This window comes from Micromonospora sp. NPDC048898 (genome assembly GCF_043198035.1).
Taxonomy (GTDB): Bacteria; Actinomycetota; Actinomycetes; order Mycobacteriales; family Micromonosporaceae; genus Micromonospora.
The window spans coordinates 1,345,401-1,371,431 of sequence record NZ_JBICUF010000001.1 but is presented as its reverse complement, the minus strand read 5'-3'; the positions used below and the strand labels follow the sequence as shown (position 1 = coordinate 1,371,431).

Annotated in this window: 23 protein-coding genes; 16 read left to right on the top strand and 7 right to left on the bottom strand. The window is 72.2% G+C overall.

What is annotated here, in order from left to right; genetic code table 11:
• Positions 1-9: 9 nt before the first annotated feature.
• The 6 genes from ACGFIQ_RS06455 (at position 10) to ACGFIQ_RS06430 (ending at position 6,312) form a co-directional block, all read left to right on the top strand.
• A complete protein-coding gene (locus tag ACGFIQ_RS06455; RefSeq protein WP_393239992.1) occupies positions 10-1,041 on the top strand; it encodes a medium chain dehydrogenase/reductase family protein in 1,032 nt (343 codons plus the stop codon).
• Positions 1,042-1,358: 317 nt separating this feature from the next.
• Positions 1,359-1,532: a hypothetical protein gene (locus ACGFIQ_RS06450; RefSeq protein ID WP_393239989.1), complete on the top strand. Its 174-nt coding sequence runs from the start codon at positions 1,359-1,361 to the stop codon at positions 1,530-1,532.
• Positions 1,529-2,533 carry a glycosyltransferase family 4 protein gene (locus tag ACGFIQ_RS06445; protein ID WP_393239986.1) on the top strand — a complete coding sequence of 335 codons (1,005 nt, stop codon included), beginning with the start codon at positions 1,529-1,531 and terminating at the stop codon, positions 2,531-2,533. Before ACGFIQ_RS06450 ends, ACGFIQ_RS06445 begins: the two co-directional genes overlap by 4 nt.
• A gap of 106 nt (positions 2,534-2,639) precedes the next feature.
• Entirely contained in the window at positions 2,640-3,776 is a 1,137-nt protein-coding gene (locus ACGFIQ_RS06440) for a glycosyltransferase (protein ID WP_393239983.1), read from the top strand.
• Positions 3,773-4,825, top strand: coding sequence for a glycosyltransferase (locus tag ACGFIQ_RS06435; RefSeq protein ID WP_393239981.1), 1,053 nt, complete (start codon positions 3,773-3,775; stop codon positions 4,823-4,825). The genes ACGFIQ_RS06440 and ACGFIQ_RS06435 overlap by 4 nt, the downstream gene beginning before the upstream one ends.
• A complete protein-coding gene (locus tag ACGFIQ_RS06430; RefSeq protein ID WP_393239979.1) occupies positions 4,822-6,312 on the top strand; it encodes a glycoside hydrolase family 130 protein in 1,491 nt (496 codons plus the stop codon). Before ACGFIQ_RS06435 ends, ACGFIQ_RS06430 begins: the two co-directional genes overlap by 4 nt.
• Positions 6,313-6,367: 55 nt before the next feature.
• Here the strand turns inward: ACGFIQ_RS06430 and ACGFIQ_RS06425 are convergent, their stop codons facing one another.
• Positions 6,368-7,432, bottom strand: coding sequence for an ice-binding family protein (locus ACGFIQ_RS06425; RefSeq protein ID WP_393239977.1), 1,065 nt, complete (start codon positions 7,430-7,432; stop codon positions 6,368-6,370).
• A gap of 271 nt (positions 7,433-7,703) precedes the next feature.
• Between ACGFIQ_RS06425 and ACGFIQ_RS06420 the strand changes: the two genes are divergently transcribed.
• Both ACGFIQ_RS06420 and ACGFIQ_RS06415 read left to right on the top strand, forming a co-directional pair.
• Positions 7,704-8,915, top strand: a complete 1,212-nt coding sequence (locus ACGFIQ_RS06420) for a PP2C family protein-serine/threonine phosphatase (protein WP_393239974.1) — start codon at positions 7,704-7,706, stop codon at positions 8,913-8,915.
• Positions 8,916-8,984: 69 nt separating this feature from the next.
• Positions 8,985-10,052 carry a DUF2855 family protein gene (locus tag ACGFIQ_RS06415; protein WP_393239971.1) on the top strand — a complete coding sequence of 356 codons (1,068 nt, stop codon included), beginning with the start codon at positions 8,985-8,987 and terminating at the stop codon, positions 10,050-10,052.
• A gap of 23 nt (positions 10,053-10,075) precedes the next feature.
• Here ACGFIQ_RS06415 and ACGFIQ_RS06410 read toward each other — a convergent pair whose 3' ends face one another.
• Complete coding sequence (locus tag ACGFIQ_RS06410; RefSeq protein WP_393239969.1) at positions 10,076-10,888, bottom strand: RNA polymerase sigma factor SigF; 813 nt, start codon at positions 10,886-10,888, stop codon at positions 10,076-10,078.
• 218 nt (positions 10,889-11,106) lie between these two features.
• The gene (locus ACGFIQ_RS06405; protein WP_393239966.1) at positions 11,107-11,292 is read right to left on the bottom strand and encodes a hypothetical protein; all 186 of its coding nucleotides are present in this window, start codon (positions 11,290-11,292) and stop codon (positions 11,107-11,109) included.
• A gap of 316 nt (positions 11,293-11,608) precedes the next feature.
• Between ACGFIQ_RS06405 and ACGFIQ_RS06400 the strand changes: the two genes are divergently transcribed.
• The 8 genes from ACGFIQ_RS06400 (at position 11,609) to ACGFIQ_RS06365 (ending at position 21,270) form a co-directional block, all read left to right on the top strand.
• A complete protein-coding gene (locus ACGFIQ_RS06400; RefSeq protein WP_393239963.1) occupies positions 11,609-13,492 on the top strand; it encodes a sigma-70 family RNA polymerase sigma factor in 1,884 nt (627 codons plus the stop codon).
• On the top strand, positions 13,489-14,163 hold the full coding sequence (locus tag ACGFIQ_RS06395) for a DUF305 domain-containing protein (protein WP_393239960.1): 675 nt from the start codon (positions 13,489-13,491) through the stop codon (positions 14,161-14,163). The genes ACGFIQ_RS06400 and ACGFIQ_RS06395 overlap by 4 nt, the downstream gene beginning before the upstream one ends.
• Before the next feature lie 24 nt (positions 14,164-14,187).
• A complete protein-coding gene (locus ACGFIQ_RS06390) occupies positions 14,188-14,886 on the top strand; it encodes a hypothetical protein (protein WP_393239957.1) in 699 nt (232 codons plus the stop codon).
• A gap of 85 nt (positions 14,887-14,971) precedes the next feature.
• Positions 14,972-16,144 (top strand): acetyl-CoA carboxylase biotin carboxylase subunit family protein, encoded by a 1,173-nt coding sequence (locus ACGFIQ_RS06385; RefSeq protein ID WP_393239954.1) that lies wholly within the window; start codon positions 14,972-14,974, stop codon positions 16,142-16,144.
• Complete coding sequence (locus ACGFIQ_RS06380; protein WP_393239951.1) at positions 16,141-17,766, top strand: IucA/IucC family protein; 1,626 nt, start codon at positions 16,141-16,143, stop codon at positions 17,764-17,766. Before ACGFIQ_RS06385 ends, ACGFIQ_RS06380 begins: the two co-directional genes overlap by 4 nt.
• Positions 17,763-19,361: an IucA/IucC family protein gene (locus tag ACGFIQ_RS06375; RefSeq protein ID WP_393239948.1), complete on the top strand. Its 1,599-nt coding sequence runs from the start codon at positions 17,763-17,765 to the stop codon at positions 19,359-19,361. The genes ACGFIQ_RS06380 and ACGFIQ_RS06375 overlap by 4 nt, the downstream gene beginning before the upstream one ends.
• Positions 19,358-20,617, top strand: a complete 1,260-nt coding sequence (locus tag ACGFIQ_RS06370; protein WP_393239945.1) for an alanine racemase — start codon at positions 19,358-19,360, stop codon at positions 20,615-20,617. Before ACGFIQ_RS06375 ends, ACGFIQ_RS06370 begins: the two co-directional genes overlap by 4 nt.
• Entirely contained in the window at positions 20,614-21,270 is a 657-nt protein-coding gene (locus tag ACGFIQ_RS06365) for a hypothetical protein (protein ID WP_393239942.1), read from the top strand. The genes ACGFIQ_RS06370 and ACGFIQ_RS06365 overlap by 4 nt, the downstream gene beginning before the upstream one ends.
• Here ACGFIQ_RS06365 and ACGFIQ_RS06360 read toward each other — a convergent pair.
• The 4 genes from ACGFIQ_RS06360 to ACGFIQ_RS06345 form a co-directional block, all read right to left on the bottom strand.
• Complete coding sequence (locus ACGFIQ_RS06360; protein ID WP_393239939.1) at positions 21,188-21,598, bottom strand: hypothetical protein; 411 nt, start codon at positions 21,596-21,598, stop codon at positions 21,188-21,190. The two genes, ACGFIQ_RS06365 and ACGFIQ_RS06360, sit on opposite strands and share 83 nt — an antisense overlap.
• A 154-nt stretch (positions 21,599-21,752) precedes the next feature.
• On the bottom strand, positions 21,753-23,135 hold the full coding sequence (locus ACGFIQ_RS06355; protein ID WP_393239936.1) for a lectin: 1,383 nt from the start codon (positions 23,133-23,135) through the stop codon (positions 21,753-21,755).
• 313 nt (positions 23,136-23,448) lie between these two features.
• Positions 23,449-24,006, bottom strand: a complete 558-nt coding sequence (locus ACGFIQ_RS06350) for a hypothetical protein (protein WP_393239933.1) — start codon at positions 24,004-24,006, stop codon at positions 23,449-23,451.
• Between the two features lie 151 nt (positions 24,007-24,157).
• Entirely contained in the window at positions 24,158-25,744 is a 1,587-nt protein-coding gene (locus ACGFIQ_RS06345) for a hypothetical protein (RefSeq protein ID WP_393239931.1), read from the bottom strand.
• Between the last annotated feature and the right edge of the window lie 287 nt (positions 25,745-26,031).

Sequence of the window (26,031 nt, the reverse complement as noted above, 5' to 3'; positions counted from 1 at the left end):
GAGGTTCCCATGACCACCGATGCGATGATCACCGAAGTGGTGCTGCCCGGCGTGGTGGAGCCCGACGGACTCCAACTGCACCGACGCGCCATGCCCACGCCGGCCCAGGGGCAGGCGCTCGTCCAGGTCGAGGCCACCGGCATCTCGTTCGCCGAGCAGCAGATGCGCCACGCCCTCTACCCCGGCCAGCCGAAGTTCCCGTTCGTGCCCGGCTACGACCTCGTCGGCACGGTCCGGGCGGTCGGCCCCGGTGGCGACGACTCGCTTGTCGGCACCCGGGTGGCGGCGGTCACCAAGACCGGCGCCTGGGCCACGTACGTGCTCGTCGACATCGACGCCCTGACCCCCGTACCAGTTGGTCTGGACCCCGTCGCCGCCGAGACAGTCGTCGTCAACGGCGTGACGGCGTGGCAGATGTTGCAGAGTGCCAGGCCGCGGGCCGGGCAGACCATTCTCGTGCACGGCGCGAACAGCGGCGTCGGGAGCGTACTCGTCCAACTCGGACGCCACCTCGGCCTGCGGGTCATCGGCACCGCGACGGATCGGCACCACGCCGGGTTGCGCGACCTCGGCGTCGAACCGCTGGACTACCGTGCCCCGGACCTGGCCGCGCGCGTCCGTGCGCTGGCGCCGGGCGGTGTCGACGCCGTCTTCGACCCGGTCGGCGGCCCGGGTGTCCGCACCTCGTACGGCCTGCTCGCCCGTGGCGGCACGCTCGTCGTCTACGGCAACGCCGCCGCCGTGGGCACCGGCCAGTCGGTCGCGTGGGTCTTCGTGAAACTGCTGACCCGCCTCTACACCTGGAACGCGCTGCCGAACGGCCGCCGGGCCGGCTTCTACAACTTCTGGGCCGGTCAGCTCACCCGCCGTGCCGCCTTCCGGCGTCGCCTGCGTACCGACCTGGGCATCGTGCTCGACCTCCTGCGGCAGGGGGTGATCGTGCCGCAGATCGCCGCCCGCTACCCGCTCGGCGAGGTCTCCGCCGCCCTGGTGTTCGCCGAGGCGCGCAGCCGGGCCGGCAAGGTGGTGCTGGAGCCCTGACCTGCGGATCCAGTCCGCCGGGCGGCATGTTGCGGCCGGCCCGGCGGCCGGTGCGTGTGCGCCCGCACACCGCGAGGGCGTACGGTGGACCTGTCGCCCGGGATCCCGGTGGCCGCCAGACGCCGTCGCCACCAGCCCAGTCAGGGGCGTAACCGATCGTCATCCCCATCGCCGCGACGGCTGGTCGTGTTGTTGATCGCCGGCCCCGTCCCGGCTGTCGGGTTCGCTGGTCATCGCAATCCGGACGGCCGGTGGGCCGACCCCACCGCCGTTCGTGCGAATGATCGTTTTGAACACCTTAACCAGGGGAGCACCAGATGAGGATCGCCAGGGACAGGATCGTCACCGCACTTCGCGACAGGGGCCAGCAGGCCCGGGCCGACTGGGTCGAGCGTGAGCTGCCGGAGCGCGTGGACCCGGCGAAGCACACCGGCCTGCTCGCCACCCTGCACCTCAATGCGGCCGACCTCGTCGACGCGTCCTCCCCTTGAGGGTTGCCCTGCTCGGACCGGTCGCCTGGCGTACGCCGCCGCACCACTACGGCCCGTGGGAGCAGGTGACCGGCCTGCTCGCGGAGGGGCTGGCCAGCCACGGCGTCGACGTGACGCTCTTCGCGACACTGGACTCCGTCACCTCCGCGAAACTCGACGGTGTCTGCCCACGGGGGTACGCGGACGACCCGGACCTGGACGGCCGGGTGTGGGAGGCGATGCACGTCTCCCACGCGCTGGCCCGCTCGGCCGAGTTCGATCTGGTGCACAGTCACCTCGACTGGCTCCCGTTGGCGTTCGCCGAGCACTGCCGTGCCCCGCTGCTGACCACGGTGCACGGCTTCTCCGGCGCGGAGATCCTGCCCGCCTACACCCGAGCCCGCTCGTCGTACGTGTCGATCTCCGACGCCGACCGGGCACCGACGCTCGACTACGTCGCCACGGTCCACCACGGCGTCGACGTCGGCGGGCTGCCGTTCACCGGGGACCCCGGCCCCGGGCTGGCCGCCTTCGGCCGGATCCACCCCGACAAGGGCACCCACACCGCGATCGAGATCGCCCGGCGGGCGGGCCGACCCCTGACCATCTGCGGCATCGTGCAGGACGAGCGGTACTTCGCCGAACAGGTGGCCCCGCACATCGACGGCGACCAGGTCGTGTTCCTCGGGTCGGTGGGCCCGCGACGACGGGCGGAGGTGCTGGGTGACAGCACCGCACTGCTGCACCCGATCGCCTTCGACGAGCCATTCGGACTGTCGGTGGTGGAGTCGATGGTCTGCGGCACCCCGGTCGTCGCGTACCGGCGGGGGTCCATGCCCGAGGTCGTCGACGACGGGGTGACCGGCTTCCTCGTGCACACCGTCGATGAGGCCGTCGACGCGGTCACCCGGGTCGCCGACCTGGACCGGGCGCGGTGCCGGGCGCAGGCCCTCCAGCGCTTCAGCGCGGACCGGATGGTCACCGACTATCTCGCCGTCTACGACCAGCTCGTCCACGGCTGAACCAACCCGCCCCGCCGGTCAAACACGCTGACCGGCGTGCGCCGTTCCCGCGTGAGGCTCGCCCCGTACTCCGGCGAGGGCCGACAACCGGAAAGGCCCGACGTTCATGCCCAGCTACGGATTCCTCAGCACCCACCCCCCGACCCGGTGTGGGCTGGCCACGTTCAACTCCGCCCTCGCCGCCCAGTTGACCGCCGACGGCACGCGCGGTGGCATCGTCCGCGTCACCGACCACGGCGACGACCAGCGGCCGGTGCCCGGTGTCGTGCACACCTGGTCGGCGCTCACCCCGGCCGGTTGGCGGGACGCGGCGGCCGCCCTGAACACCTTCGACGTGGCGATCGTCCAGCACGAGTACGGCATCTACCCCGGCACCGACGGCGAGGACGTCCTGCCGCTGCTGCGGCGACTCACCGTGCCGAGCATCGTGGTCCTGCACACCGTGCTCCGCCAACCCACCGCCCGGCAGAAGTCCCTGTTGGAGCGGATCGTCGCCACCGCCGGGGCGGTCGTCACGATGACCGACACCGCGCGGGACCGGCTGCTGATCGGGTACGCCGTACCACCGGGCAAGGTGACTGTCATCCCGCACGGCGCCGCCGAGCTGGCCGGCGTACCCGTCGAGCGGCGTACCCGCCCGCACCTGCTGACCTGGGGGCTGCTCGGCCCCGGCAAGGGCATCGAGTGGTCGTTGCGGGCCCTCGCGCGGTTGCAGGATCTGGAACCGACACCCACCTACACGGTGGCCGGCCGGACCCACCCGAAGGTGGTCGAGCACCACGGCGAGGCGTACCGGGCGGGGCTGCACCAGCTCGGCGCCCAGTTGGGCGTCGCGCACGCCGTCGACTACCAGGACGTCTACCACGACCAGGAGGCACTGGGCCGGTTGATCCGCTCCGCCGACGTGGTGGTCCTGCCCTACGACTCCCGTGAACAGGTCACCTCCGGCGTACTCATCGAGGCGGTCGCCGCCGGGGTGCCCGTCGTGGCCACCGCGTTCCCGCACGCCGTGGAGCTGCTGACCGGCGGGCCGGGTCTGGTCGTACCCCATCAGAACCCGGCGGCGCTGGCCGCGGCGATCCGGCGGGTCCTGACCGAGCCGGGCCTGCCGGCGCGGCTCGCCGGCCGGGTCCGGCCGCTGGCCGCGCACCTGCGCTGGCCGGCGGTGGCGGCCCGGTACGAGACGCTCGCGGAGCAGCTCAGCGAGGCCCGCCCGCCGGCGGTCAGCGTGGTGCCGGCATGACCGCGACCACCGGCCGGCCCCGAACAGCCACGCGGGGACGCTGGGCGTCGGCGCCCGCGCCGAGCTTCGCGCACCTGACCCGGCTCAGCGACGACACCGGTCTCTTCGAGCACGCCCGGCACGCCATCGTCCGCCGCGAGCACGGCTACTGCACCGACGACGTGGCCCGCGCCCTGGTCGTCGTCAGCCGCGAGCCGGAGCCGAGCGAGGAGCTGATCCGGCTCGCGGAGCGTTACCTCGCGTTCCTGACCCACGCGCAGCACGCCGACGGGGCCTTCCACAACCGGCTCGGGCACGACCGGCGCTGGGTCGACGAACCGGGGCTCGGCGACTGGTGGGGTCGGGCGCTGTGGGGCCTGGGCACGGCCGTCGCCCGCAGCCCCGCGTCCTGGGTACGGGAGGAGGCGCTCGTTGCCTTCAGCCGGGGTGCGGGCCGGCGTACCAAGTTCCCTCACGCGATGGCGTTCGCCGGGCTGGGCGCGGCCGAGGTGCTCCGTCGTCACCCGGGTCACGTCGCCGCCGCGTCCCTGCTGGCGGACGCGGCCAGCACGGTCGGCCCGGCGGGCACCGACCCGCGCTGGCCGTGGCCACGGGAGCAGCTGACCTACGCGAACGCCGCCCTCGCCGAGGTGGTCATCGTCGCCAGTCAACTGCGCGAGGGTGGCCCACCCCTGGACGACGGCCTGCGGATGTTGGCCTGGCTGCGCGACGTCCAACTGCGCGACGGGCGGCTGTCGGTGGTGCCGGTCGGCGGTTGGCGGCACGGGGCCGTGCGGCTGCACCACGACCAGCAGCCGATCGAGGTCGCCGCGCTCGCCGACGCCTGTGCCACGGCGGCCACTGTCACCGGCGACCCCGAGTGGGACGACGGGGTACGGCAGGCGGTCGGGTGGTTCCTCGGCGACAACGACCTCGGCACGCCGATGTGGGACCCGGCGACCGGCGGAGGCTATGACGGGCTGACCGCGCACGGACCCAACCTCAACCAGGGCGCCGAATCCACCCTGGCGCTCATCTCCACCCTGCAGCACGCCCGGCGGTGGTCGTGACCCGGAGTCTGGCGCTCCGGCAGGACGTCACTCTCGCCCCGGATCCTCGGCGGGTCATCGTCAAGCTCTTCGTTCCGGGGGAGGACGCCGCGGTCGTCCGCACCCGGGCGCGGGCACTCATCGACCGGGTCGCGCGCCTCGACGACGAGGAGGCCGGCCGGCTGTTGCGGGACACCTTCGACCGCTTCGGCGCCCGGCACCGCGACCTGGCCGACACGTTCCACCACCACTACGACCTGGTCCGGCATCGTGCCGCCCGGGCCGGGGACCTCTCGCCGACCAGCCGGCTGCTGGTCGGCGCCTACTTCAGCCACGAGTACGCCGTCGAGGCCGCCGCCCTCTGCAACCCGTCGATGGTGGCCCACCCGGACCAGAGCGGTCTGGGCACCGGGCAGTTGCGCGTCGCGGTCAGCCTGCGCCAGATCGGCGAGGGTCACGTGTCGTCCATCGGGTTCGCCACCGCGGTCCTCGGACCCGGGCATCAGCTCACCGTCGCCGATCGGGCCGGTCCGCTGGCCGTCGGGCAGCGGACGGGCGTACGGCACCGCCGGGACCTGCTCGTCGCCGGCCTCGCCGAGGAGGACTACGACAACGAGGTGACCGCCACCGTGCTGGACGCCCTGCCCGAGCGGTACGACGAGGCCACCTTCGAGCGGGTGCTCGGCGCCCTGCCACCCGATCTGCTCTCCCGCAGCACCGGGTTGGGCACCCTCGAACAACTGCGTCGCACCAACGCCGGCAGCTACGCCACGGCCTTCCCCGCCGACACGGCGCTGCACCAACGGGTGCTCTGGCCGGCCACCCCGGCCGAGAGCAACGGCATGGAGGACGCGCGGTTCGTCCGGTTCGTCGACGAGTCCGGGCCGGTGTACCGGGCCACCTACACCGCCTACGACGGCCGGAGCATCGCCACCCGCGCCCTGGTCAGCAGCGACCTGCGGCGCTTCGAGACGACCCCGATGCGCGGGCCGGGCGCCCGTAACAAGGGGCTCGCGCTGTTTCCGCGTACGGTCGGTGGCCGGCACCTGGCGCTGTGTCGCGCCGACGGCGAGACCATCGGCCTGACCGTCCTGGACGGCGAGAACCGTTGGCAGGCAGCGATCCCGCTGCACGGCCCGCGGGACAGCTGGGAGTTGATCCAGGTCGGCAACTGCGGATCCCCGATCGAGACCGACGCCGGCTGGCTGGTGCTCACCCACGGCGTCGGGCCGATGCGCCGGTACGCGATCGGCGCGCTCCTGCTGGACCTGGACCGACCGGAGCGGGTAGTGGCGCACCTTCCCGGTGCGCTCCTGTCGCCGGACGGGGACGACCGGGACGGGTACGTACCCAACGTCGTCTACTCCTGCGGGGCGCTCATCCACGACGGTGAGGTGTGGCTGCCGTACGGGGCTAGTGACTCCCGGGTGGGTTTCGCCACGGTGTCGTTGGCCGCCCTTCGCGCCGAGATGGTGGAGTCTCCGCCAGCGGCTGGGCGGGACGGGTGACAGTCGGTGGTGCCGCCCCGGCGGCCGGTTGTTACCGGCCGCCGGGGCGCCTCGCTCAGGAGTCGGTCGTCCGACGCCGGTAGAGGAGCAACAGGGCCGCGCCGCTGGCGACGGCGACACCGCCGATCCCGGTCAGGACGGGCACCAGAGCACTTCCTCCGCTACCGCCGGTGACGGGCAGCCTCGTGCGGGTGGGCGTGGCCGTGGGCTGGCCCGTGGGGTTACCCGTGGGCTGGCCGGTCGGTGTGCCCGTGGGCTGACCGGTGGGAGTCCCGGTCGGGGTGCCGGTCGGCGTCCCGGTGGGTGTGCCGGTCGGGGTGCTCGTCGGTGTGCCAGTGGGCGTGCCGGTCGGTGTTCCGGTCGGTTGGGTGGGCGTGCCCGTCGGCTGGAGGCAGACGGGGGCGTTGATGGTGTTGGTGTCGAGGGTGACGGCGCTGGTCCGGGCCAGGGCGCGGCCCTGGAGGGTGGCGCCGGTGTTCATGGTGATCGATTCCTGGGCCAGGATGTTGCCCACGAACCGGGTGCCCGTGCCGATGGTGGCCGAGCTGCCGACCTGCCAGTAGACGTTGCAGGGCGAGGAGCCGTTGATGAAGACGACACTGCTGCCGGACGCGGTGACAAGTGTCGAGTCGATCTGGAAGATGAACACCGCCGCCGGGTCACCCTGGGTGTCGAGCGTCAGGGTGCCGGTCAGCTGCGCGGCCCCGAGCCGGTAGACCCCGGGCAGCAGCGTGGTGCCGCCCAGCTCGGCCGGAAGGCTGGTGAACGGGGTCCGGCCGGCCGCGTCGTTGTAGGCGGTGGTCAGGTCGGTCTGTGCCTGTAGCGCGACGGCGTCGGCGAGGTGCGTCTCGCCGCCCACGAGGCCGGGCGGGAAGCCGGTCGCGGCGCTGCCGGGGCTGACGCCGAGGTTCTGGGCGAGGAAGGTCGGCCCGGTGTTGGTGACCATGGAGCCGGCCAGCACGGAGAAGTTCGCCGCCGTACCGAGGTCGACTGGTGCCTCGGCGGCGCTCGCGCCGGTGCCACTGAAGATCAGGACGGCGACGGCTGTGCCGCTGGCGGCGACGGCCGCCAGTGCGGACATCGCCGCGCGTCGTCGATGGCTGAGTAGTTTGGTTGTCACGACGTGCCCTTTCGCGAAGGCATCTCACCAGACGCCGGTTGTGCAGCGGTTGGAAACCACGCCGCACGATGGGATTGCTCAATCGGACTTTTGCACACCTACTACGCAATAGTTGCGAAACGACTGAGATGGCTGTGGCGCCTGGGACGAAACGGCACCCGGCCGGCCGGGAGTGGGTGATCGGCGGGCGAGGAACGCGGCGGCGCAAGGTAGCGTCACCGCACGTCCTGCCGTGGCCGTACGGTTCGGAGCGGACCGGGGGAGGTGGAGCGTGGGCGACGTCGGCGAGATGGTGCGGTGGCTACAGCTCAACGCGCCCCGGGGTGGCCCGGACGAGCTGTCCCAGCTCGTCGCCCGGGCGGCTCCCTTCATCGACGCCACCGAGATCGTGATCTACCTGGCCGACTACACGCAGTCCCTGCTGGTGCCGCTGCTCGGCGCCGGTCTCGACCGGGGCGAGTTGTCGATCGAGACGACCCTGGCCGGCCGGGCCTTCACCAGTCTGGAGATCCAGCGCGCGCCCGACAACCCGGATCGGGTCTGGGCGCCACTGCTGCTCGGGTGCGAACGGATGGGCGTGCTGGAGATCGTCTCGCCGCTTGCCGCCGACGCGGCCATGGACGGGCCGGCCTGGGAGGTGGCGGTCAACATCGCCCAGATCCTGGTCAACCGCCGGCTCTACGGTGACGTGGTCGAGCGGATGCGGCGGCGTCTCCCGATGCAGGTCGCGGCCGAGATCGTGTGGGGCCTGCTCCCACCGCTGACCTTCGCCACCGACGACCTGGTGGTCACCGCCATCCTCGAACCGTGTTACGACGTCGGCGGCGACATCTTCGACTACGCGCTGAACGACGACGTGCTCAGTGTCGGGCTCTTCGACACCTGTGGCCATGGCATCAAGGCGAGCACCCTGGCCTCGCTGGTGGTCAGCGCGTACCGCAACGCACGCCGGTGTGGCCTCGACCTGGTCGACACGGCGATCAGCATCGACAGGTGGGTGCGCTCCGAGCACCCGAACTTCTTCGCGACCGGGCTGCTCATGGAGTTGGACCATCGGACCGGCCGACTGAGCATGATCAACGCGGGTCACCCCGGTGCGATGCTGCTGCGCGACGGCAAGGCCATTCGGGAGCTGCCGGGGCCGACCGCGTTGCCGCTCGGCCTGGGCCACCTGTCGGCCCGCCGCCCGCGGGTGCACGTGGAGGACCTGCACCCGGGCGACCGCATCCTCGCCTACACCGACGGCATCACCGACGCGCGCAACGCGGACGGGGAGCAGTTCGGGCTGGACCGGCTCGTCGACTTCGTCAACCGCACCCTCAACGACGGGTTGCCCAGCCCGGAGACGATGCGTCGCCTGGTCCGCGCCGTCGTCGGCTATCAGGACGACAGGCTCGAAGACGACGCGACCGCCCTCTTCGTGGAGTGGCGACCGCCGCACCTGCCGCTCGCGCACCTCCGCGACCTCGCCGCCCGGTCCTGACCGGGCACAGTGGGATTTTGCACTCCCAGTGCACTTGTCTCGGTCGGAAGGGCTGTCTAGCGTCACCTCATGGCCGACTCATGGACCTTCGCCGTGGCGCGTGACGACCTCGGGCAGACCACTCTCGTCGATGGCACCCCGCCCGCGGTGGCCGACGGCGAGGCGCTGCTGCGGGTGGACCGGGTCGGCCTCACCGCCAACAACGTGACCTACGCGGTGCTCGGTGACGCGATGCGCTACTGGGAGTTCTTTCCGCCGGCGTCGGTCGGGCTCGGGCCACAGTGGGGCCTGCCGCCGCTCTGGGGCTTCGCCGAGGTGGTCACGTCGACGGTCGAGGGCGTCGAGGCGGGGCAGCGGGTCTACGGCTACCTCCCGCCCTCCGGCCACCTGCTGGTGCGGCCGAGCCGGGTGGACGCGTCCGGTTTCCGCGACGCGAGCCCACACCGGGCCGAGTTGCCGTCACCGTACAACGCGTACCGGTCGACCACCGGCGACCCGGCGTACCAGCCCGACCAGGAGGATCTGCTGATCCTGTTCCGGCCGCTGTTCTTCACCTCGTTCATGCTGGCCGACCAGGTCGTCGACAACGACTTCTACGGCGCCGAGGCGCTGCTGCTGTCGTCGGCGTCGAGCAAGACCGCGTACGCCGCCGCGTTCGAGCTGCGCGGTCGCGGGCCGCGCCTGGTCGGGCTCACCGCACCCGGCAACGTGGCCTTCACCCGTTCGCTCGGCTGCTACGACGAGGTCGTCTCGTACGACGACATCGGTGCTCTGGACGCGGTGCCGACCGTCTATCTCGACCTGTCCGGCGCACCCGCGACCCGCGCCGCCCTGCGTCGGCACCTCGGCGACCGCCTCGTCCGGGACATCGCGGTCGGGCTCACCAACCAGACGCCGAACGCCGACGCCGCCGAAGAGGTGTTCTTCGCGCCGGTGCAGATGCGCAAGCGCGCCCAGGACTGGGGCCGGGCCGGCCTCGACCAGCGGTTCACCGCCGCCTGGCAGCGCTTCACCGCGATCGTGAGCGGGTGGCTCGACGTCCAGGTCGGTGCCGGGCCGGAGGCCCTCCAGCGCGCGTGGCTCGACGTCCTCGGCGGTCGTACGCCGCCACGGGTGGGTCACGTCGTCCAACTCTGAGCCGTCGAGCGGTGGTGCCAGCCTCAGAACGCGCTGTGGTCGAGGTCGGCGAGGTGGTGCCGCAGCGCCGCCAACGACCGGGTGATGAGTCGGGAGACGTGCATCTGCGAGACGCCGACCCGGTCGGCGATCTGGGCCTGGGTCAGGTTGCCGTAGAAGCGCAGGGTCAGGATCTGGCGTTCGCGCTCCGGCAGCGTGGCGAGGGCCGGGCCGAGGGCGACGCGGATCTCGACGAGGTCGAACTCGTGGTCGTCGCCGCCGAGGGTGTCGCCGAGCTCCCGACTGCCGTCGGCCCCGACCGGGGTGGACAGCGACGTGGCCCGGTAGGCGCGGGCGCCCTCCAGCCCTTCCAGGACGGTCTCCTCGGACAGGTCGAGGTGCGACGCGATGTCGGCCACGGTCGGCGAGCGACCGAGGCTCTGGGTCAGCGCGTTGTTCGCCGCGCTGATGGACAGGCGCAGCTCCTGGAGGCGGCGGGGCACGCGCACCGCCCAGGTGCGATCCCGGAAGTATCGCTTGATCTCGCCGATGATCGTGGGAATGGCGTACCCGCTGAAGTCGACGCCCCGGCCGTGGTCGAAGTTGTCCACGGCCTTGATGAGCCCGACCGAGGCGGTCTGGGCCAGATCCTCGTCGGGTGCGCCGCGCCCGGAGTAGCGGCGGGCCAGGTGCCGGGCGAGCGGCAGCCACGCCTCGATGGCGCGGTCCCGCAGGGCCGGGCGGTGCGGGTCGTTCGCATCGGTCGCCGCCAGGGCGGCCAGGAGGTCGTCGGGGCTCTGGTCGGTGCGCTGCTGCTCGACGCGGGTGCTGGTGGCGGTGCCGACGATGCTGGCCATGGGGATGGTCCTTCCCAAACCTGCCCGTCGATCGGATCGACCGGAAGATCTCCGAACCGGCCTGTCGCCGGAGCGCACATACGGGCGAAGGTGCGCTGTCGCAAGGCCACGATCACGGGCCTCGCCACCGCGTCATGTCGTTCACTTGATGACCCGGACCCTACCCGAAAGGATTATTAATTACTAGCCAAAAGTATGAGTGGCTGGGGCTCGCCGGTTCAGTCGCGCCGGTTGCCGTCGTCGCCGGCGGTCGGGCTCTGCGGGGCCGGCTGCACCGCGAACGGGTGGCGCAGTCGGTGCATGGCCTCCTCGCTGCCGTCGAAGGTCGCCACCGACCCGTCGGACCCGTCGGCCGTCGACGTCGCGAGGAACAGGGCAGGTCGAGCGTTGTCGTTCGATGTCATGCAGGATCCTGTCTTCGGTGAAGGGGAGCGTCCGAGCCACGGCACTCGCGCCGTGCGACCTCGGGACGGTGCGGCGCGCACAGGGGCGCCCGATCAGGGTGTCTCGTGCACGGGCTAACGCCCGGCGACACCGACACCCCGCACCATACCCGGCGTCGTCCACCCGCACGCGCCGCCGACGCCCCCGGGTCGCGGCGGACCCGCCGGTTACCGAGAATTTCGGTAATCCGGCCCGTCGGTGCCAGTCTCCGAACGTGAGGGCGGTGAGCGCACACTGCGCGGGTCCGCGCGGATCAGCACCTGAGGAGTGACAGCCATGCCGTCAGCCGGTCGAGCCCTACCCGATGTCGGGGTGGTCGTCGCGGCCCGACAGGGCGACCAGCGCGCCCTCGATGACGTCGTCGCGGCTTCGCTCCCGTTGGTCTACAACATCGTCGGGCGTGCGCTGCGGGGCCACGCCGACGTCGACGACGTCGTCCAGGAGACGTTGGTACGGGTGATCCGGCACCTGCCCGCGCTCAACGACCCGGCCGCGTACCGGTCGTGGCTGGTGGCGATCACCATTCGCCAGGTGCGTGACTGGGAACAGCGCCGACGTGTCGCGTTCAACCGCGACGCCGGGCTCGACGTCATCCACAACGTGCCCGACCCCGCCTCCGACTTCGCCGGCATGACCATCCTCCGGCTCGGTCTCACCGACCAGCGACGCGAGGTGGCCGAGGCGACCCGCTGGCTCGACCCGGATGACCAGGAGTTGCTCTCGCTGTGGTGGCTGGAGGAGACCGGCGAGATCACCCGCGACGAGGTCGCCGACGCGCTCAGCCTGTCGCCCGGACACGTCGCGGTGCGGATCCACCGGATGAAGGAGCAGATCCAGAGCGCCCGCGGCGTGGTCCGCGCGCTGCGCGCCCGCCCTGGTTGTCCGGACCTGGGGACCGTGACCGCCGACTGGGATGGCACTCCCAGCCCGCTGTGGCGCAAGCGACTGGCCCGACACGTCCGCGACTGCGCGTTCTGTGGCCGGCTGGGCACCACCCTGCTGCCGATCGACCGGCTGCTCGCCGGACTGCCGATGCTGCCGTTGCCGGCGGATCTCAGCGCCCACTTCCCGAGTGCGGCGGCGTCTCCGGCCGGCGTGCAGGCCGTCGGGCACCAGCCTGCGACGGCCGGGCACGCCGCCGGGCAGAGCCCAGCCGGTGGTGTGCCCACCGACGGGGGCGGCGGTCCGAGCGCTCTCGACCTCGCGGTGAACCGGCCTCGTGGCCTGCTCCCCTCTCTCGCCGTCGGGGTGGCCGCGGCCGTCCTCGCCATCAGCACGGCGGTGGTGATCCTGCCGGAGGATCCACCAGCACCCTCGTGGGCCGCGCCGCCGTCCGCGGCGCCCACCGCGGTCGCCTCGCCGAGCGTCCCGCCGTCGCCGAGCGCCCGACCGTCGTCGAAGGCTCCGGTCGCCCCGGCGGTCAGCTCCGCCCGCAAGGGTGTCGGGGTGTGGAACTTCGCCGGGGCCAGTCAGGCGCTGGCGAACTCGAAGGCCGGCTGGTACTACACGTGGGGCACCCAGCACCCGGGCATCAGCACGCCGCGAGGCGTGACGTTCGTGCCCATGATCCGTGGCGCGGAGAACGTCACCGCCGCCGAGTTGGCCCGGGCGAAGGCGGCGGGGCCGGATCTGCTCACCTTCAACGAACCGGACCTGCCCGAGCAGGCGAACATGACAGTCGAGCAGGCGCTGGACCTGTGGCCGCAGCTGATGGCGACGGGCAGCAGGCTGGGCAGTCCGGCGGTGGCGTGGGGCGCACCGGATCCGCAGGGTTGGCTGGACCGGTTCATGACCGGCGCCCAGGCCCGGGGCCACCGGGTGGACTTCGTCACGCTGCACTGGTTCGGCGCCGACTTCACGAGCACCACCGCCGTCGACCAGCTCCGGCAGTATCTGCAGGCGGTCCACCAGCGGTACCGGAAACCGATCTGGCTTACCGAGTTCGCCCTGATGCGTTTCGACGGTGGCGGCCAACAGTTCCCGAGCCAGGAGCAGCAGGCGGCCTTCCTCACCGCGGCCACCGCCATGCTCGGTCAACTGCCCTACGTGCAGCGGTACGCGTGGTTCGGCCTGCCCGCCACGGACAAGGACCGCTCGGGGTTGTTCAGCACCGGGACCGAGGCGACACTTGTCGGCCGCGCGTTCCAAGCCGCCCGATGAGCGGGGGCGGACGGATGGACGCGCACCAGACCGGCGGCGAACGCCACGGGTTCACCGCCCGCGCCTGGCGGATCGTCGGCGTCGCCGTGACCCTGGTCGCGACGGCGCTGGCCGTCGGTCTCACCCAGGGTTGGGGCAGCCCCGACCAGCCGCCCACCGCCGGGTCGGCCGCTCCGGTGACGGCCGCGCCCGTGCTGCTCAACGGCACCGATGACGCCTTCATCCAACTGCTGATCCCGATGAACGAGGGTGTGCTCGCGTTGATCGAGCACCTCGACACCCGGCCGGCAGAAGCGGATCCGTCGCTGCGGGCCCTTCTCGGCGAGGTCCGGGAGGCTCATCAGGCGGAGTTGCGGGACCTCCGTGGGCTGCTGGCCGCGGGCAACGTTCCGGAGCTGAACATCCACGAGGGGCACCAGATGCCCGGCATGGTCACCGAGGCCAGTCTCGCCGAGTTGCGCGGCGCGCCGGACGCCGAGGTGCCGGCCCGGGCGGCTGCTCTGCTCCGAGCGCACCTCGCGCAGACCGTGGTGCTGTGCCGGGGTGAGCAGACCGCCGGTGGGAGTCCGGAGCTGAAGGCGCTTGCCGGCCGCATCCGGCAGGCGCGCACCACCGAGCTGAGCACCCTGGACGCTCGGCCCGGCGCGCCCGAGGCAGCGCGGGTCAACTGAGCATGCCGCCCACCGGACCGGCCGATGCGGGCAGCTGACCTGCAGGCCGACATCTCCTCGTCGCGGGCGTCACGTCGTGCGACGCACCGCGCCGGCACGTCGGACGTCGCCCGCCCCGCTCGGCGTGCGACGCACCGTACGCGGAGAACGTCGCCGCCCGACGCGTTCGTCTCGACACCGACGGCGGGTTGGCGCGGTGGCCACCGTCGCGCGGCCGGGCGCGCCGCCGTGACCACCTCGATCCTGACGGTCAGCGTCGGATGGCTGCTCGCGATCCTCGCCGCGCCACACGTCACCCTCTCGCCGGGTTGGCGGATGGTTGCCCTCTTCTGCCACCTGACCTGCCTGGTGGTGGGCTTCGGCGCGGTGCTGACGGTGGACTGGTTCAGCCTCCGTTGGCTGCTACGCCGGGAACCGCTCGGCACCGTGCTGACCGCCGCACGGGCCGCGCACCTGCTCATCTGGCTGGGCCTGGTGGGTCTGCTCGCCAGCGGCGCCGCCCTGGGCCCGGACACGTCGTCCGGGCTGGTCTGGGTCAAGCTGCTCGCGGTGCTGCTGGTCGGGGTCAACGGGCTGTTCCTCGGCCGGGTCCGGGAACGACTCGTCGCGGTGCGGGGCCGTCCACCCTGGTCTGCCCTGCTCCCCGGCGTCGCCGCCGCGACCCTCTCCCAGCTCGGCTGGTGGACCGCTACCCTCGTCGGTTTCTGGAACGCCAACAGCTGACGCCGACCGTCTGCCATGGTGATCGAGAACGCCCAATAAGGGTAGGCTACCCTAATCGCGACATCGGGTAGTCGACGGAGGCGGTATGAGGATCTATCTGACCGCACTCAACCCCACCGACGCTGTCCTGGAAGGGTTCCTCCCGGCGGCGGAGTCGCTGGGGCTGTCGGCCACGGTGCTGACCGACCGGCCCACCGAATGGCCGGCGGACGCGCCGGTGACGCGCTGCGCGGTCCGGGACGCGGCCGCGGTGGTCGCGGCGACGGCGCCGAACCGGCCGGCGGCGCTACTGTCCAACAGCGACCATCTCCAGGAGGCCACCGCGATCGCCGCCCGAAAGCTCGGCCTGCCCGGCAAGGATCCGGACGCCGCCCGTCTCTGCAAGGACAAGGCCGCGGCCCGGCGGACCATCGCGACTGCCGGCCTCGATCTGGTCCGCACCGTCACCGTCGACCCCGGCACCACGCCGGAGGTTTCGGCCGGGATGTTCCCGGCGGTGGTCAAGCCCCGCGAGGGGGTGGCCAGCGAGGACGCCTACCTGGTGGCGGACCGGCCCGAACTGCTCGCCCGGGTCGCCGAGATCCGCGGCCGGCGCCCGGACGTCGCCCTGGTGGTGGAGGAGTATCTGGCCGGGGAGCTGCGGACGTTCGAAACCCTCGGTGACGGCACGACGCTCGCCTCCCTCGGCGGGTGGCGCACCGCCCTCGGCCCGCCACCGACCTTCACCGAGGAGAGCCTTGCCTGGTCACCCCCGACGGAGCCGGCGAGCACCCAACTGCGGGCGTGCCTCGACGCGCTCGGGGTCGGCCTCGGCGCCTGCCACACCGAGTACGTCGTCTCCGCCGACGGCCGGGTCCGGCTCATCGAGGTGAACTACCGCCTCATCGGCGACCGGATGGACCTGATCCTCGCCGAGCTGCTCGGCGTGCCGCTGTTCGAGCACGTCATCCGGCTGCACCTGGGTGAGCCGGTGGCCGCCCTGGGCCTGCCCGGCACCGTCGACAGCCACGCCCAGGTCGAGTACGTCTGCGCGGACCGGTCGGGCCGGCTCACCGCCGCGCCGGGCCCACTGGACACCGTCCACGGCGAGGTCCGGCTGGGCTGCCGGCCGCTGCGCGCGGTGGGCCACTTCGCCGAGCACACCGGCACGAACCGTGACTACCTCGCCGCGCTGCACGCGATCGGCCCGGACCAGGACAGCGTCCGGCGGGCGTTGGCCGCCTTCCGCGACGACCTCCAGTGGACCATCGTCGAGTGAGCGACGACTGCGAGCGGGAGGTGTTCACCCGGGTGCTCGACGCCCTGCTGCGCGAGGATCACCTCGGTCTGCTCAGCACCGGCCGCCCGGACGGGCCGGCTTGGTGGCAGGCGCCGCACCCCGCCGGCCTCCTGCGCATCCCGGTGCGGGTGGACGGCTTCCAGCAGGCCCTGCGCTGCGCCGCGCCGACGGTGCTGGTGCTGGCCGACGGCGTCACCCACCGGACGGACACCCTGGCCGGGCTGTTGACGTTGCTCGCCCCGCGGGACGACGCCGAGGCGGCGGCCGGTTGGCGGGACTTCGGCGCCGAGTGCCGCGCCGACCTGCTGGCCCGGCGACTCGCGGCCCGGCACCGGCCACGGGTGTTCGCCGAGGTGGCCGCCGAACGCGCGAGCACCCCGACCGGTCTGCCGGCGGCGCTCCTGGACGACGTGCTCGCCGCCCACCAGGGCCACCCGGTCTACCCCACCGACCGGTGCCGGCACGGCCTCACCGACGACGACCTGCTCCGGTACGCCCCGGAGCACGCCCCGCGTCTCACGCTGCGCTGGTACGCCGCACCCGCCCGGGACGTCCGGCTCGCGGGTGAGCTGCCGGCCTGGTGGCCGCGCGCACCGCGACCGGACCAACTGCTGCTGCCGGCACACCCGATCACCGCCGCCCGTGCCGCACTACCGGTGACGGACCGGCCGGCGATCTCCGTGCGGCCTACCCTCTCCATGCGGACGGTGGCGCTGGACCACGACCCGTACCTGCACCTCAAGTTGCCGTTACCGACCGCGAGCCTGGGCGCCCGCAACCGACGCACCCTGCGCCCGGGTTCGCTCGCCGACGGGGCCGCCGTGGCCGGGTTGCTCGACCGGATCGCCGGCACCGAACCCGCCTTCAGCGGCCGGATCCGGCACGCCGACGAGAGCACCTGGGCGCACGTCGACGGCGACGAGCGGCGCAGCTTCCTGCTGCGCCGGTTCCCCCGCGACCTGGCCGGGGCCCACGTGGTGCCGGTCGCGGCCCTCGCCGCTGCCGACCCGGTCGCGGGCACCGTTTTGGAACGGATCAGCCCCGAGCGGCCCGTGGCGCTGCTGGAGTCCTACCTGGACCTGCTGCTCGACTGGCACGTCTTCCTGTGGCTCCGCCACGGCATCGCCCTGGAGGCACACCCGCAGAACATCCACCTGCTGGTCCACCCGGACGGCACGATCGGCCTGCTCTACAAGGACAACGACGGCGCGCGACTCGACGTGCGGCACGACGGCCCGGGCGGGCTCGCCCTGGACGACGACCGGATGTGGGCACGCGATCCGCAGGAGCTGGCCGACGTGTTCACCACCATCACCCTGCACCTGGCCGCCGCCGCCCCGCTTGTCGCCCTGGCCGCGCGAGGGCTGCTCGTGCCGTCCCCCGCCGAGGCGCTGGCGCCCCGGATCGCCGCCGCCCGCGACCGGTGGGCCGACGGGCCGGCGGCACGGATCCTCACCGAACGGGTCCTGCGCGCCGCCCACCTGCCGGTCAAGGCGATGCTCACCGCCGGCACCCTGCTGCCCAAGCAGCGGCTGGGCTGCACCGACATCAACAAGTACTACCTGCGTACCGGCCCGAACTACCTCCGGGAGACACGATGACGAGCGTGCGGTTGCGCTCCCGGCCGGCCACCGCCACCGGCCAGCTCGCCGACCTGGCCGCCGCCCACGCCGTCTTCGGCTGCGTGCTGCGCGAACTCGCCCCGCCCGACGGCGCGCCGGCAGTGGTCGACGGTGCCGCCCGGGTGCTGCTGCGGCACCTGCACGTCACGCTGCGCTGCGCCGTCGCGCGGATCTCACCGCTCGGTGCGCACCGCTACACCGGCCCGGTGCAGCGGATGACCGACACCGGAGGCTGGGCAGACCTGGACGCCGACGGGCTGGCCGGTCTGGTCGCGGCGGAACTCGCCGGTCGTACTGACCTGGCCAACGACGAGTTCGCCGAGCAGGTCCGGGCCAGTCGGGACACCGTGGCCCGGTTGTTGGCCGAGCGACCGGCCGAGGATCCCACCCCCACCGGCGAACCGGCCATCGACGCGTACGTCGACTCCGAGCAGTCGCTCGTCTTCGGCCACCCGCACCACCCCACCCCGAAGTGGCGCAGCGGTGAACCGGACCGGTGGCGGGCGTACGCACCGGAACTGCGCACCTCGTTCCGGCTGCGCTGGCTGGCCGTACCGGATGAGCTGGTCGCCGGCGCCGGGCCGTTCGATCCGCTCGTGGCCGCCCTCGACCCGCCGCGGCCTCCCCGCGGGCACCGCGTCCTGCCGGTGCACCCCTGGCAGCTGTCGCTGCTCCCGCCGACCCACCCACGGCTGCGTGACCTGGGGGAGGGCGGCGTGCCGGTGCGGCCGACGGCGAGCGTCCGCACCCTCTACGCCCCGGCGGCCGACCTGTTCGTCAAGACCAGCCTGCACGTCCGGATCACCAACTGCCTGCGCAAGAACGCCCGGTACGAACTCACCGGCGCGGTGGCCCTGACCGACCTGCTGGCCCGGGTGCCACTGCCGGCCGGGGTCGGCCTGCTCGCCGAGCCCGCCTACCGCACCGTCGACGTGCCCGGCCCGGACGAGGCGTACGGCACGATCCTGCGCGACGGTCTGCGCCCGCACCTGCGTCCCGGTGACACTCCGGTGCTGGCCGCGGCGCTGGCCGCCACGCCGCTCGTGACACCGGATCCGGTGGCCTGGTGGCGGGCGTACGTCGGGCTGCTGGTGCCGGCGGTGCTGCGCTGCTGGCTCCGCCACGGTGTCGTACACGAGGCACACCTACAGAACGTGGTCGTCGTGCTCGACGGCGACCGCTGTCCGGTACGCGTGCTGCTGCGCGACCTGGAGGGGGTGAAACTCGACGCCGAGCGCTGGGCCACCTGGCCGGACGGCGTTCCGGCGCAGGTCCGCTACGGTCCCGCAGACGCCCGCCGGCGGATCGTCTACTGCCTGTTCGTCAATCACCTCGGTGGCATCTGCGGGGCCCTCGCCGACGCGCGCCCGGGGATCGAACGGCGGCTGTGGCAGGAGCTGCGGGCCGTCGTCGAGGCGGTGGCCGCCGACCTCGACGATCCGCCCGAGCTGCGCGCGCTGCTCGACGGTGAGCCACTGGTGGCCAAGGCGAACCTCCTGGTCCGGTGGCGCCGCGACGCGGACCGGGCCGCGCCGTTCGTGCCGGTGCCCAACCCGATGGGCGGGCCCCGGTGACGCGACCGGTCTACGTCCACGACCTCGACGCGCTGGCCGCACACGTCGACGCCATCCGGGCGGCGCTGCCCAGCCCGGTCGAGCTGCTCTACGCGGTCAAGGCCAACCCGGAGCCCGGCGTGCTGCGGACCCTCGCCCCGGTGGTCGACGGGTTCGAGGCCGCGAGCCGTGGTGAGCTGCGCAGACTGGCCGAGGTGTTGCCGGGGCGTGCCCCGGCCGCGTACGCCGGACCGGGTAAGACCGACGCGGACCTCGCCGCCGCCCTCGCCGCGGGGGTACACCGCATCCACGTCGAATCGCCAGCCGAGTTGCGGCGACTCGGCGCGCTGGCCGTCGCCTCGGGTCGGTCGGTCCCGGTGCTGCTGCGGGTGAACCTGCCTGTCGACGCGCCCGGTGCGAGCCTGCTCATGGGTGGCGGGCCCAGCCCGTTCGGCATGGACCCGGCCGACGTCATCGAGTGTGCCCGCCGCCCGCCCGCCGGCATCGACGTCCGCGGAGTCCACGCCCACCTGGCCAGCGGGCTGGACGCCCCGCTCGCCGCCACCCTCGCCGCCGCCGTGGTCCGCTGGGCGGCGGACGAGGTCGGTGCGGTCGAGGTCGACGTCGGCGGGGGCATGGCCGTCGACTACGCCGACCCGACGGCACGGTTCGACTGGGCCGGCTACGGCCGGGCCCTGGCCGACGTCGTCGACGCGCACCCGACGGTGCGACTGCGCATCGAGCCGGGTCGGTCGGTCACCGCCTACTGCGGGGCGTACCTCACCGAGGTCGTCGACGTGAAGCGCTCCTACGGCGAGTGGTTCGTGGTGGTGGCCGGCGGCACCCACCACCTGCGCACACCTGCGGCGAAGGGGCACCCGCAGCCGTTCACCGTGCACCGGCGGCGCGGGCCCGACGCGGTACGCACCGACGGCGGGCCGGTCACCGTGGTCGGGCAACTCTGCACCCCGAAGGACGTGCTGTCCTTCTCGACCACCGCCGGGCCGATCGGCGTGGGTGACGTGCTGGCCTTCGCCATGGCCGGCGCGTACGCCTGGAACATCAGCCACCGCGACTTCCTGCTGCACGAACCGCCCCTGTTTCGCACCGGTGACCCGCAGAAGGTGGCCGCCGAGTGGGCGGCCCGACGAGGCGACGTCGTACGACATGCTGGACGGGTGACCGTGCCGAAAAGAGAGCGGGGAGAGGTGGTGGCACCACCGGCCGGCCGGCCCGGTGCGGCCGGCGACTCCCCGCACGAGGACCAGTCGCGATGACCACGACGCAAACCGCGGGGGCCGTGCTGCTGCCGGTCGGGCAGTTCTTCGGCACCCTCTATCCGGTGGCCGGTTCGACCGAGCGTTATCACCGGGTCCGCCTCGGCGACGAGGTGTGGGAGTTGGACGACGAGCGCTTCACCCTGTGGGCGCTGGCGCACGGCACCGGCGACCGACCGGCCGAGCAGCTCTGGACGGTGCCGGCGGCATGCGAAGCGGCGGCAAGCCAGCTGCCCGGCGTCGACGGTGCGTCGTTGCTGCACGGGCTGCTGGCCGAAGGGTTGGCCGTCGAGGTCGCCCCCGGCGAGGCGGTGGAGTTCGCTCGTCGGCACCGGGTCGGCACCCGCATGCTCGGCTTGGGCAACAGCGCCGAGCAACCCTGGCTCTGGTCGATCGGCTTCTTCGCGCGCCCGGTGGTGAGCGTCACCCGCGGGCGGCTCGCTCGCCCTGGCCGGCGTCGCTCCTCCGGTGCGTACGGTGTTGTCGATCACCTCGGTGGACCGGGTCATCGACGTCTTCGACTCGGTGGACGACGCCGAGGAGGCGTCCCGGGTGTCGTGACCACCCTCGCTACGGGAAGCTGCTGGCGCGGGCGGTGTCCGCCCCAGCGGTGCTCGACCGTCGCTCCTGGCCGCCGTACCAGTCGACGATGAGCAGGGTGTCCCCGCCGACGCTGGCGGCGGGCTCCAGCCAGCCGGAGAGGGCGAACGCGCCGGCTTCGCAGGTGAACGAGGCGGGCAGCAGGCGGCGTTGGATCTCGGCGGAGAGCGTGAACGGGGTGCTGCGTTGCCCCCATTCGAACAGGTCGGTGTGCCGGCGGTTGGCGATGACCACGAACGCCAGCGCGTGCGCGGTGCGGGCGATCTCCGCGACCGTGGCGGTGTCCGGCTCGTCGGGCAGGTCGATCTCCAACAGGCCGATGGCCTCACCGCGTTCGGTGACGGGAGCGAGCACCGTCCAGTGGCCGTCGCCGGGGAGCACCAGGTGGATGCGCCGGCATGGTCGACAAGCCGAGCAGTGCTGGAGTGAAGCTGGTGAACAGGCCGGTCGGGTGGTGGGGGGGGGGGGGGGGGGCGGGGGGGGGTCCCCCCGCCCCACCGGACCTACCGTTGCCGTCCCGCGACGTTCGTCGGGGTCAGCTGCGGGCCCATCGTTGGTTGGCCGCGCCGTTGCAGTCCCAGATCTGGACGCGCGTGCCGTTGGCCGTGCCGCTGCCGACCACGTCCAGGCACCGGCCCGAACCAACGCCGGTGATCGAGCCGTTGGCGTTGACCGTCCACCGCTGGTTGGACTGGCCGTTGCAGTCCCAAATGATCACCGAGCTGCCGTTCGCGGTGCCGGCGCCGCTGACGTCGAGACACTTGCCCCCGAAGACGCGCAGCTCCCCGGCGGCGGTCGAGGTCCAGCTCTGGTTGCTCTGGCCGTGGCAATCCCAGATGATCGCCGTCGAGCCGTTGGTCTGCGAGGCGCCGTTGACGTCCAGGCACCGTCCGGAGGACGCGTTCCGCAGGGGCGACGTGCCGCCCGGTGGCGGGGTGGTCGGGCTGGAGGTGGGTGACGTCGTGGGTGACGTGGTCGGGGTCGGCGTCGGGTCGGTGCTGCCGAACTGGGTGAAGAACCTCCACACCTCGCCCTTGGTCCAGGTCCTGGCGCCGCTGTCGCCGCCGCCGTCCACCGGGGCGGGGCCGTGCCCGCCGTCGAAGGCGGCCCACACCACCGGGTAGCCCGACCGGCAGCCGGAGTAGGTGGTGGTGATGTGTGTCAGGCTGCCCGCTCGCGGCTCGGGCGGGTTCTGCGCGGTGCACCCGTTGTTACGGACGAACCGGTCCCGCAGGGACCGCCCGGCGGAGATGTTGAGCACCGAGTCCCCGAGGCCGTGGATCCCCATGTACGCGATGGGTTGGGTGCCGCCGCTGCACCCGCTGAGCTGCCCGCCGGAGTAGACCGCGACAGCGCGGAAGACGTTCGCCCGGGAACAGGCCAGCGAGTAGCTCATGCCGCCGCCGTAGCTGAAGCCGAGCGCGAAGAGCTGCGTCGTGTCGACGCACAGGTCCGCCTCGATCAGGCTGATCATGTTGTCGACGAAGGTGACGTCCTGGCCGTTGGGGTTGGCCCAGCCGTTGCCGTTGCCCTGGGGGGCGACGAAAATGGTGCTGTTGTTCGCCTGCTGCCGCAGCCCGTAGTAGGACCAGGCCGCCCCGTCCGAGCCGCCACCGTCGACGTCGTTCATGGTGCCGCCGTTCCAGTGGAATCCGAAGATCAACCGGTACGGGTGGTTCCGGTCGTAGTTGTCCGGGATCCGCAGGATGAAGCTACGGTTCTGGCCGCTGCTCTGGATGGACCGCTGGCCGCTTGTCAACGTGGGCGCCTTGCCGCACCCGGCGGTCGCCGCGGCGGGTGCGATGTCGGCGGCCGACGCGGTGGTGCCCAGGCCGCCGGCCAGTGCTCCCGCACTCACGGTCACGACGACAGCCGCCGCCGTCGCGAGTAATCCAAGGATGGGTCTACGTCTTGTCATGATGGGCTCCCGCCACTCGACACGATCTGACTCAGGTGCGATGTGCCCGCGACGCCCCGACCGGCTCGTCGCCACAGGCTGCTGCCACCGGTCTCGCCGCCCACGCGGGACCAGTCGGTCGTCGGATCATTGGTGGCCCGCACCGTGCGTGCCCGAACACCACGTGACCGACCGCCGGACGGCGCCGGAGCACCCAGCTCGACGCCGAATCGATTCGTCCCGACGCTAGAACGCGCAGTGAATGATGTCAATGCCGTGTCCGGGAGGTTGCGGCCCGGCGAGAGCCCGACCTGATTAGGTCAGATGTTTGCTGTCACTCTCGGGTCAGCCCCGGTGGCAGCGCGTCCTCGTCGGGTCGAACCCGGCGGCCGTTGGTCCGCGGGTCGCCGTGCAGGGTGTCGATCAGTGGCTCCGGGCCGCCGACGCAGGTCCAGGTGTCGTCCCAGAGCGCGGAGACCAGCCATGAGCGGTCGGCGGGGAAGAACAGGTCGGGTAGCGAGCCGCAGCCGTGTCGCAGGTGGCCGGTCCGCCAGGTGAGGGCCTGCTCGGGGCCGGCCTCGACAAGCACGTACGGCCAGTTCCAGTAGAGCGACACGCGGGGGGCGTGGGGAAAGACGACGTCGTGGGCGCCGGTGTCGAGGTAGGCCAGCCACCAGGTCTGGTCGGGCGTGTGCGTGCTGAGGTCCTCGACCAGGGCCTGCTCGTAGTCGGCGGCGGTGACGTCGTCGGCCTGGTACGTCGTGGCGTACGCGGCGAAGATCGGTGGGATGGCGGTGGTGATCGAGAAGCCGGCAGTGGTCTGACCGGCGATCCATCCCACGTCGGCGTCGGCGCCGATGCGCCAACTCCGCCCGTCCCTGCTGACCCGCACCCCACCATTCAAGTCGATACCGCGCCGGTTGGCGCGTAGACGGGTATCCGGTCCCGCACCGGTCCGATCGTGGTGATCGAGCCTGTACGGGACCGGATGTTCCGCCCTGTCGTGTTACCTCTGGCGATCCGACTGCGGGAATGATCGATGATCAGCCGAAGCAGTTGGGGACAGCGGGCGCGCTGGGTGTGCAGTTGGTGGGCCGGTTGGCGGTGATGGCCGACTTCTGGTCGACGGTGACCTGGCCGCCGTCGTTGAAGATCCCGCCGGGAGCCAGGGTGGAGATGTTCTCCGTGACCCTGGTTTCGGTGAGGTTGAGTGTGGCGTTGTTGTAGATGCCGCCGGCCTGCGAACTCGAACCCACGGCCCTGTTCCGGTCGACCTGCGTGCGGCGCAGGACGACTGTGCCACTGCCGTTGTAGATGCCGCCGCCGTGTTCGATGCTGCTGTTCGTGCTGGCGGTGTTCTCGTTGATCCGGCTCTCGTCGGCCGTGAACTGGCCGATCTGGTTGTAGACGCCGCCGCCGCGTTGGCCGGCCTCGTTGTGGTGGACCTTGCCGTGCGTGAGGTGGAAGGTGCCGTCGGTGAAGATTCCGCCGCCCTCGCTGCCGGCCCTGTTGTCGTTGATCTCGGCGTTCGTGACCTCGGTGGTGGAGTTGATCCCGCCGCGAATACCACCGCCGCGGAAGCCAGCGGTGTTGTTGTCCAACTGGACGTTGTGGAGCACGGCGCTCCGGCTGTTCGACAGCCCACCACCCGCGCCGCCGAGCGGCAGGATGGTGAAGACCCCGATCGTGTTGTTGTAACTCAGTCGGGTGTTCTCCACGGTGAGGGTGCCGTTGTTGTGGACGCCCCCGCCGTCGAACACGGCGCTGTTGTTGCTGATGTCGCTGCGGCCGTCCCCGTGCTTGTCTTTGTCTTTGTCTTTGCCCTTGCTGTCCCAGCCCTCGCGGTGGTCGCTCCTGCCGAGGATCTTCGTGACGCCGAAGTTGGCGATGCCGCCACCCGGACCGTTCGTCTGGTTGTAGACCACGTCGGTGTTCTCGATGGTGGCCCGGCCACCGGCGTCGACCCGGATGCCGCCGCCCCCGCCGCCGACCCCACTGTCGGCCTGACCGCCCTTGATGGTGACGTCGCGCAGCGTCAAGTCTCCGCCGGATCCCACCTCGAGAATCCGGAACGGGATGGCGTTGGCCGCGCGGACGATGGTGGACCCGTTGCCGTCGATGGTCACCGTCTGGGTGATGATCGGCAGGCCGACGGCGCCGAAGGGCACGGGCGGGAGAGGTGCGGACCGGGTGAGCGTGTAGGTGCACCTCTCGGCGAGCCTGAGTTTCGCCCCCTGACCGGCGTTCGCCCGGACGATCGCCGCGATCAACTCGTCGGCGCCGCAGGGTACGGCCCGGACGTCGTCGCCCCTGCCATCGCGGTGGTCGTCGTCCTTCTGGTGGTCGTCACCCCTCTGGCGGTCCTTGCCGTCGCGGCCGCCCGGGTCCTGGCCACCGTGGTCGTCGCCGCTGGTCCGGCTGCCCTCGGCGAGGATCTGGGTCGCGGCGTTCGACAGGCTGCTTCCGCTCTTCCCGAACGCCCCGCTCACCCCCGGCGTGAAGGCGGCCAGCCCAGCCATTCCGGTCAGGCCGGCGACCCCGGCGACGAGCCAGCGCGACCGCCGCCCCTTCGGTCGACGCGGCTGGGCTGCTGCCGCCTCGCTCATCTTCGGGTGTAGATGGTTGGACATCGAGCTACCTCGCCCTTCTCCGTACACCGTGTCTCTGCACGTAGCATGTGGTGCAGAAGGCAACAAATCGGTTGTCGCCACCAGGAGTGACGGTAGTTGCGCCTTCCTCGTATCAACCGGCCTTATGCGAAAAACACCCATATTCGGTACGTCAGTCCCACGTCCGACCAGTAGCGCATAGATTCAGGTCGTTGCCTCAATGGCGGGTCCGTACACCTTGGCAGCGGCGCGCGCCTCCGCTACCGTCCATGGGAACGCTCCCATAAACTTGGAAACATCGATGTGAT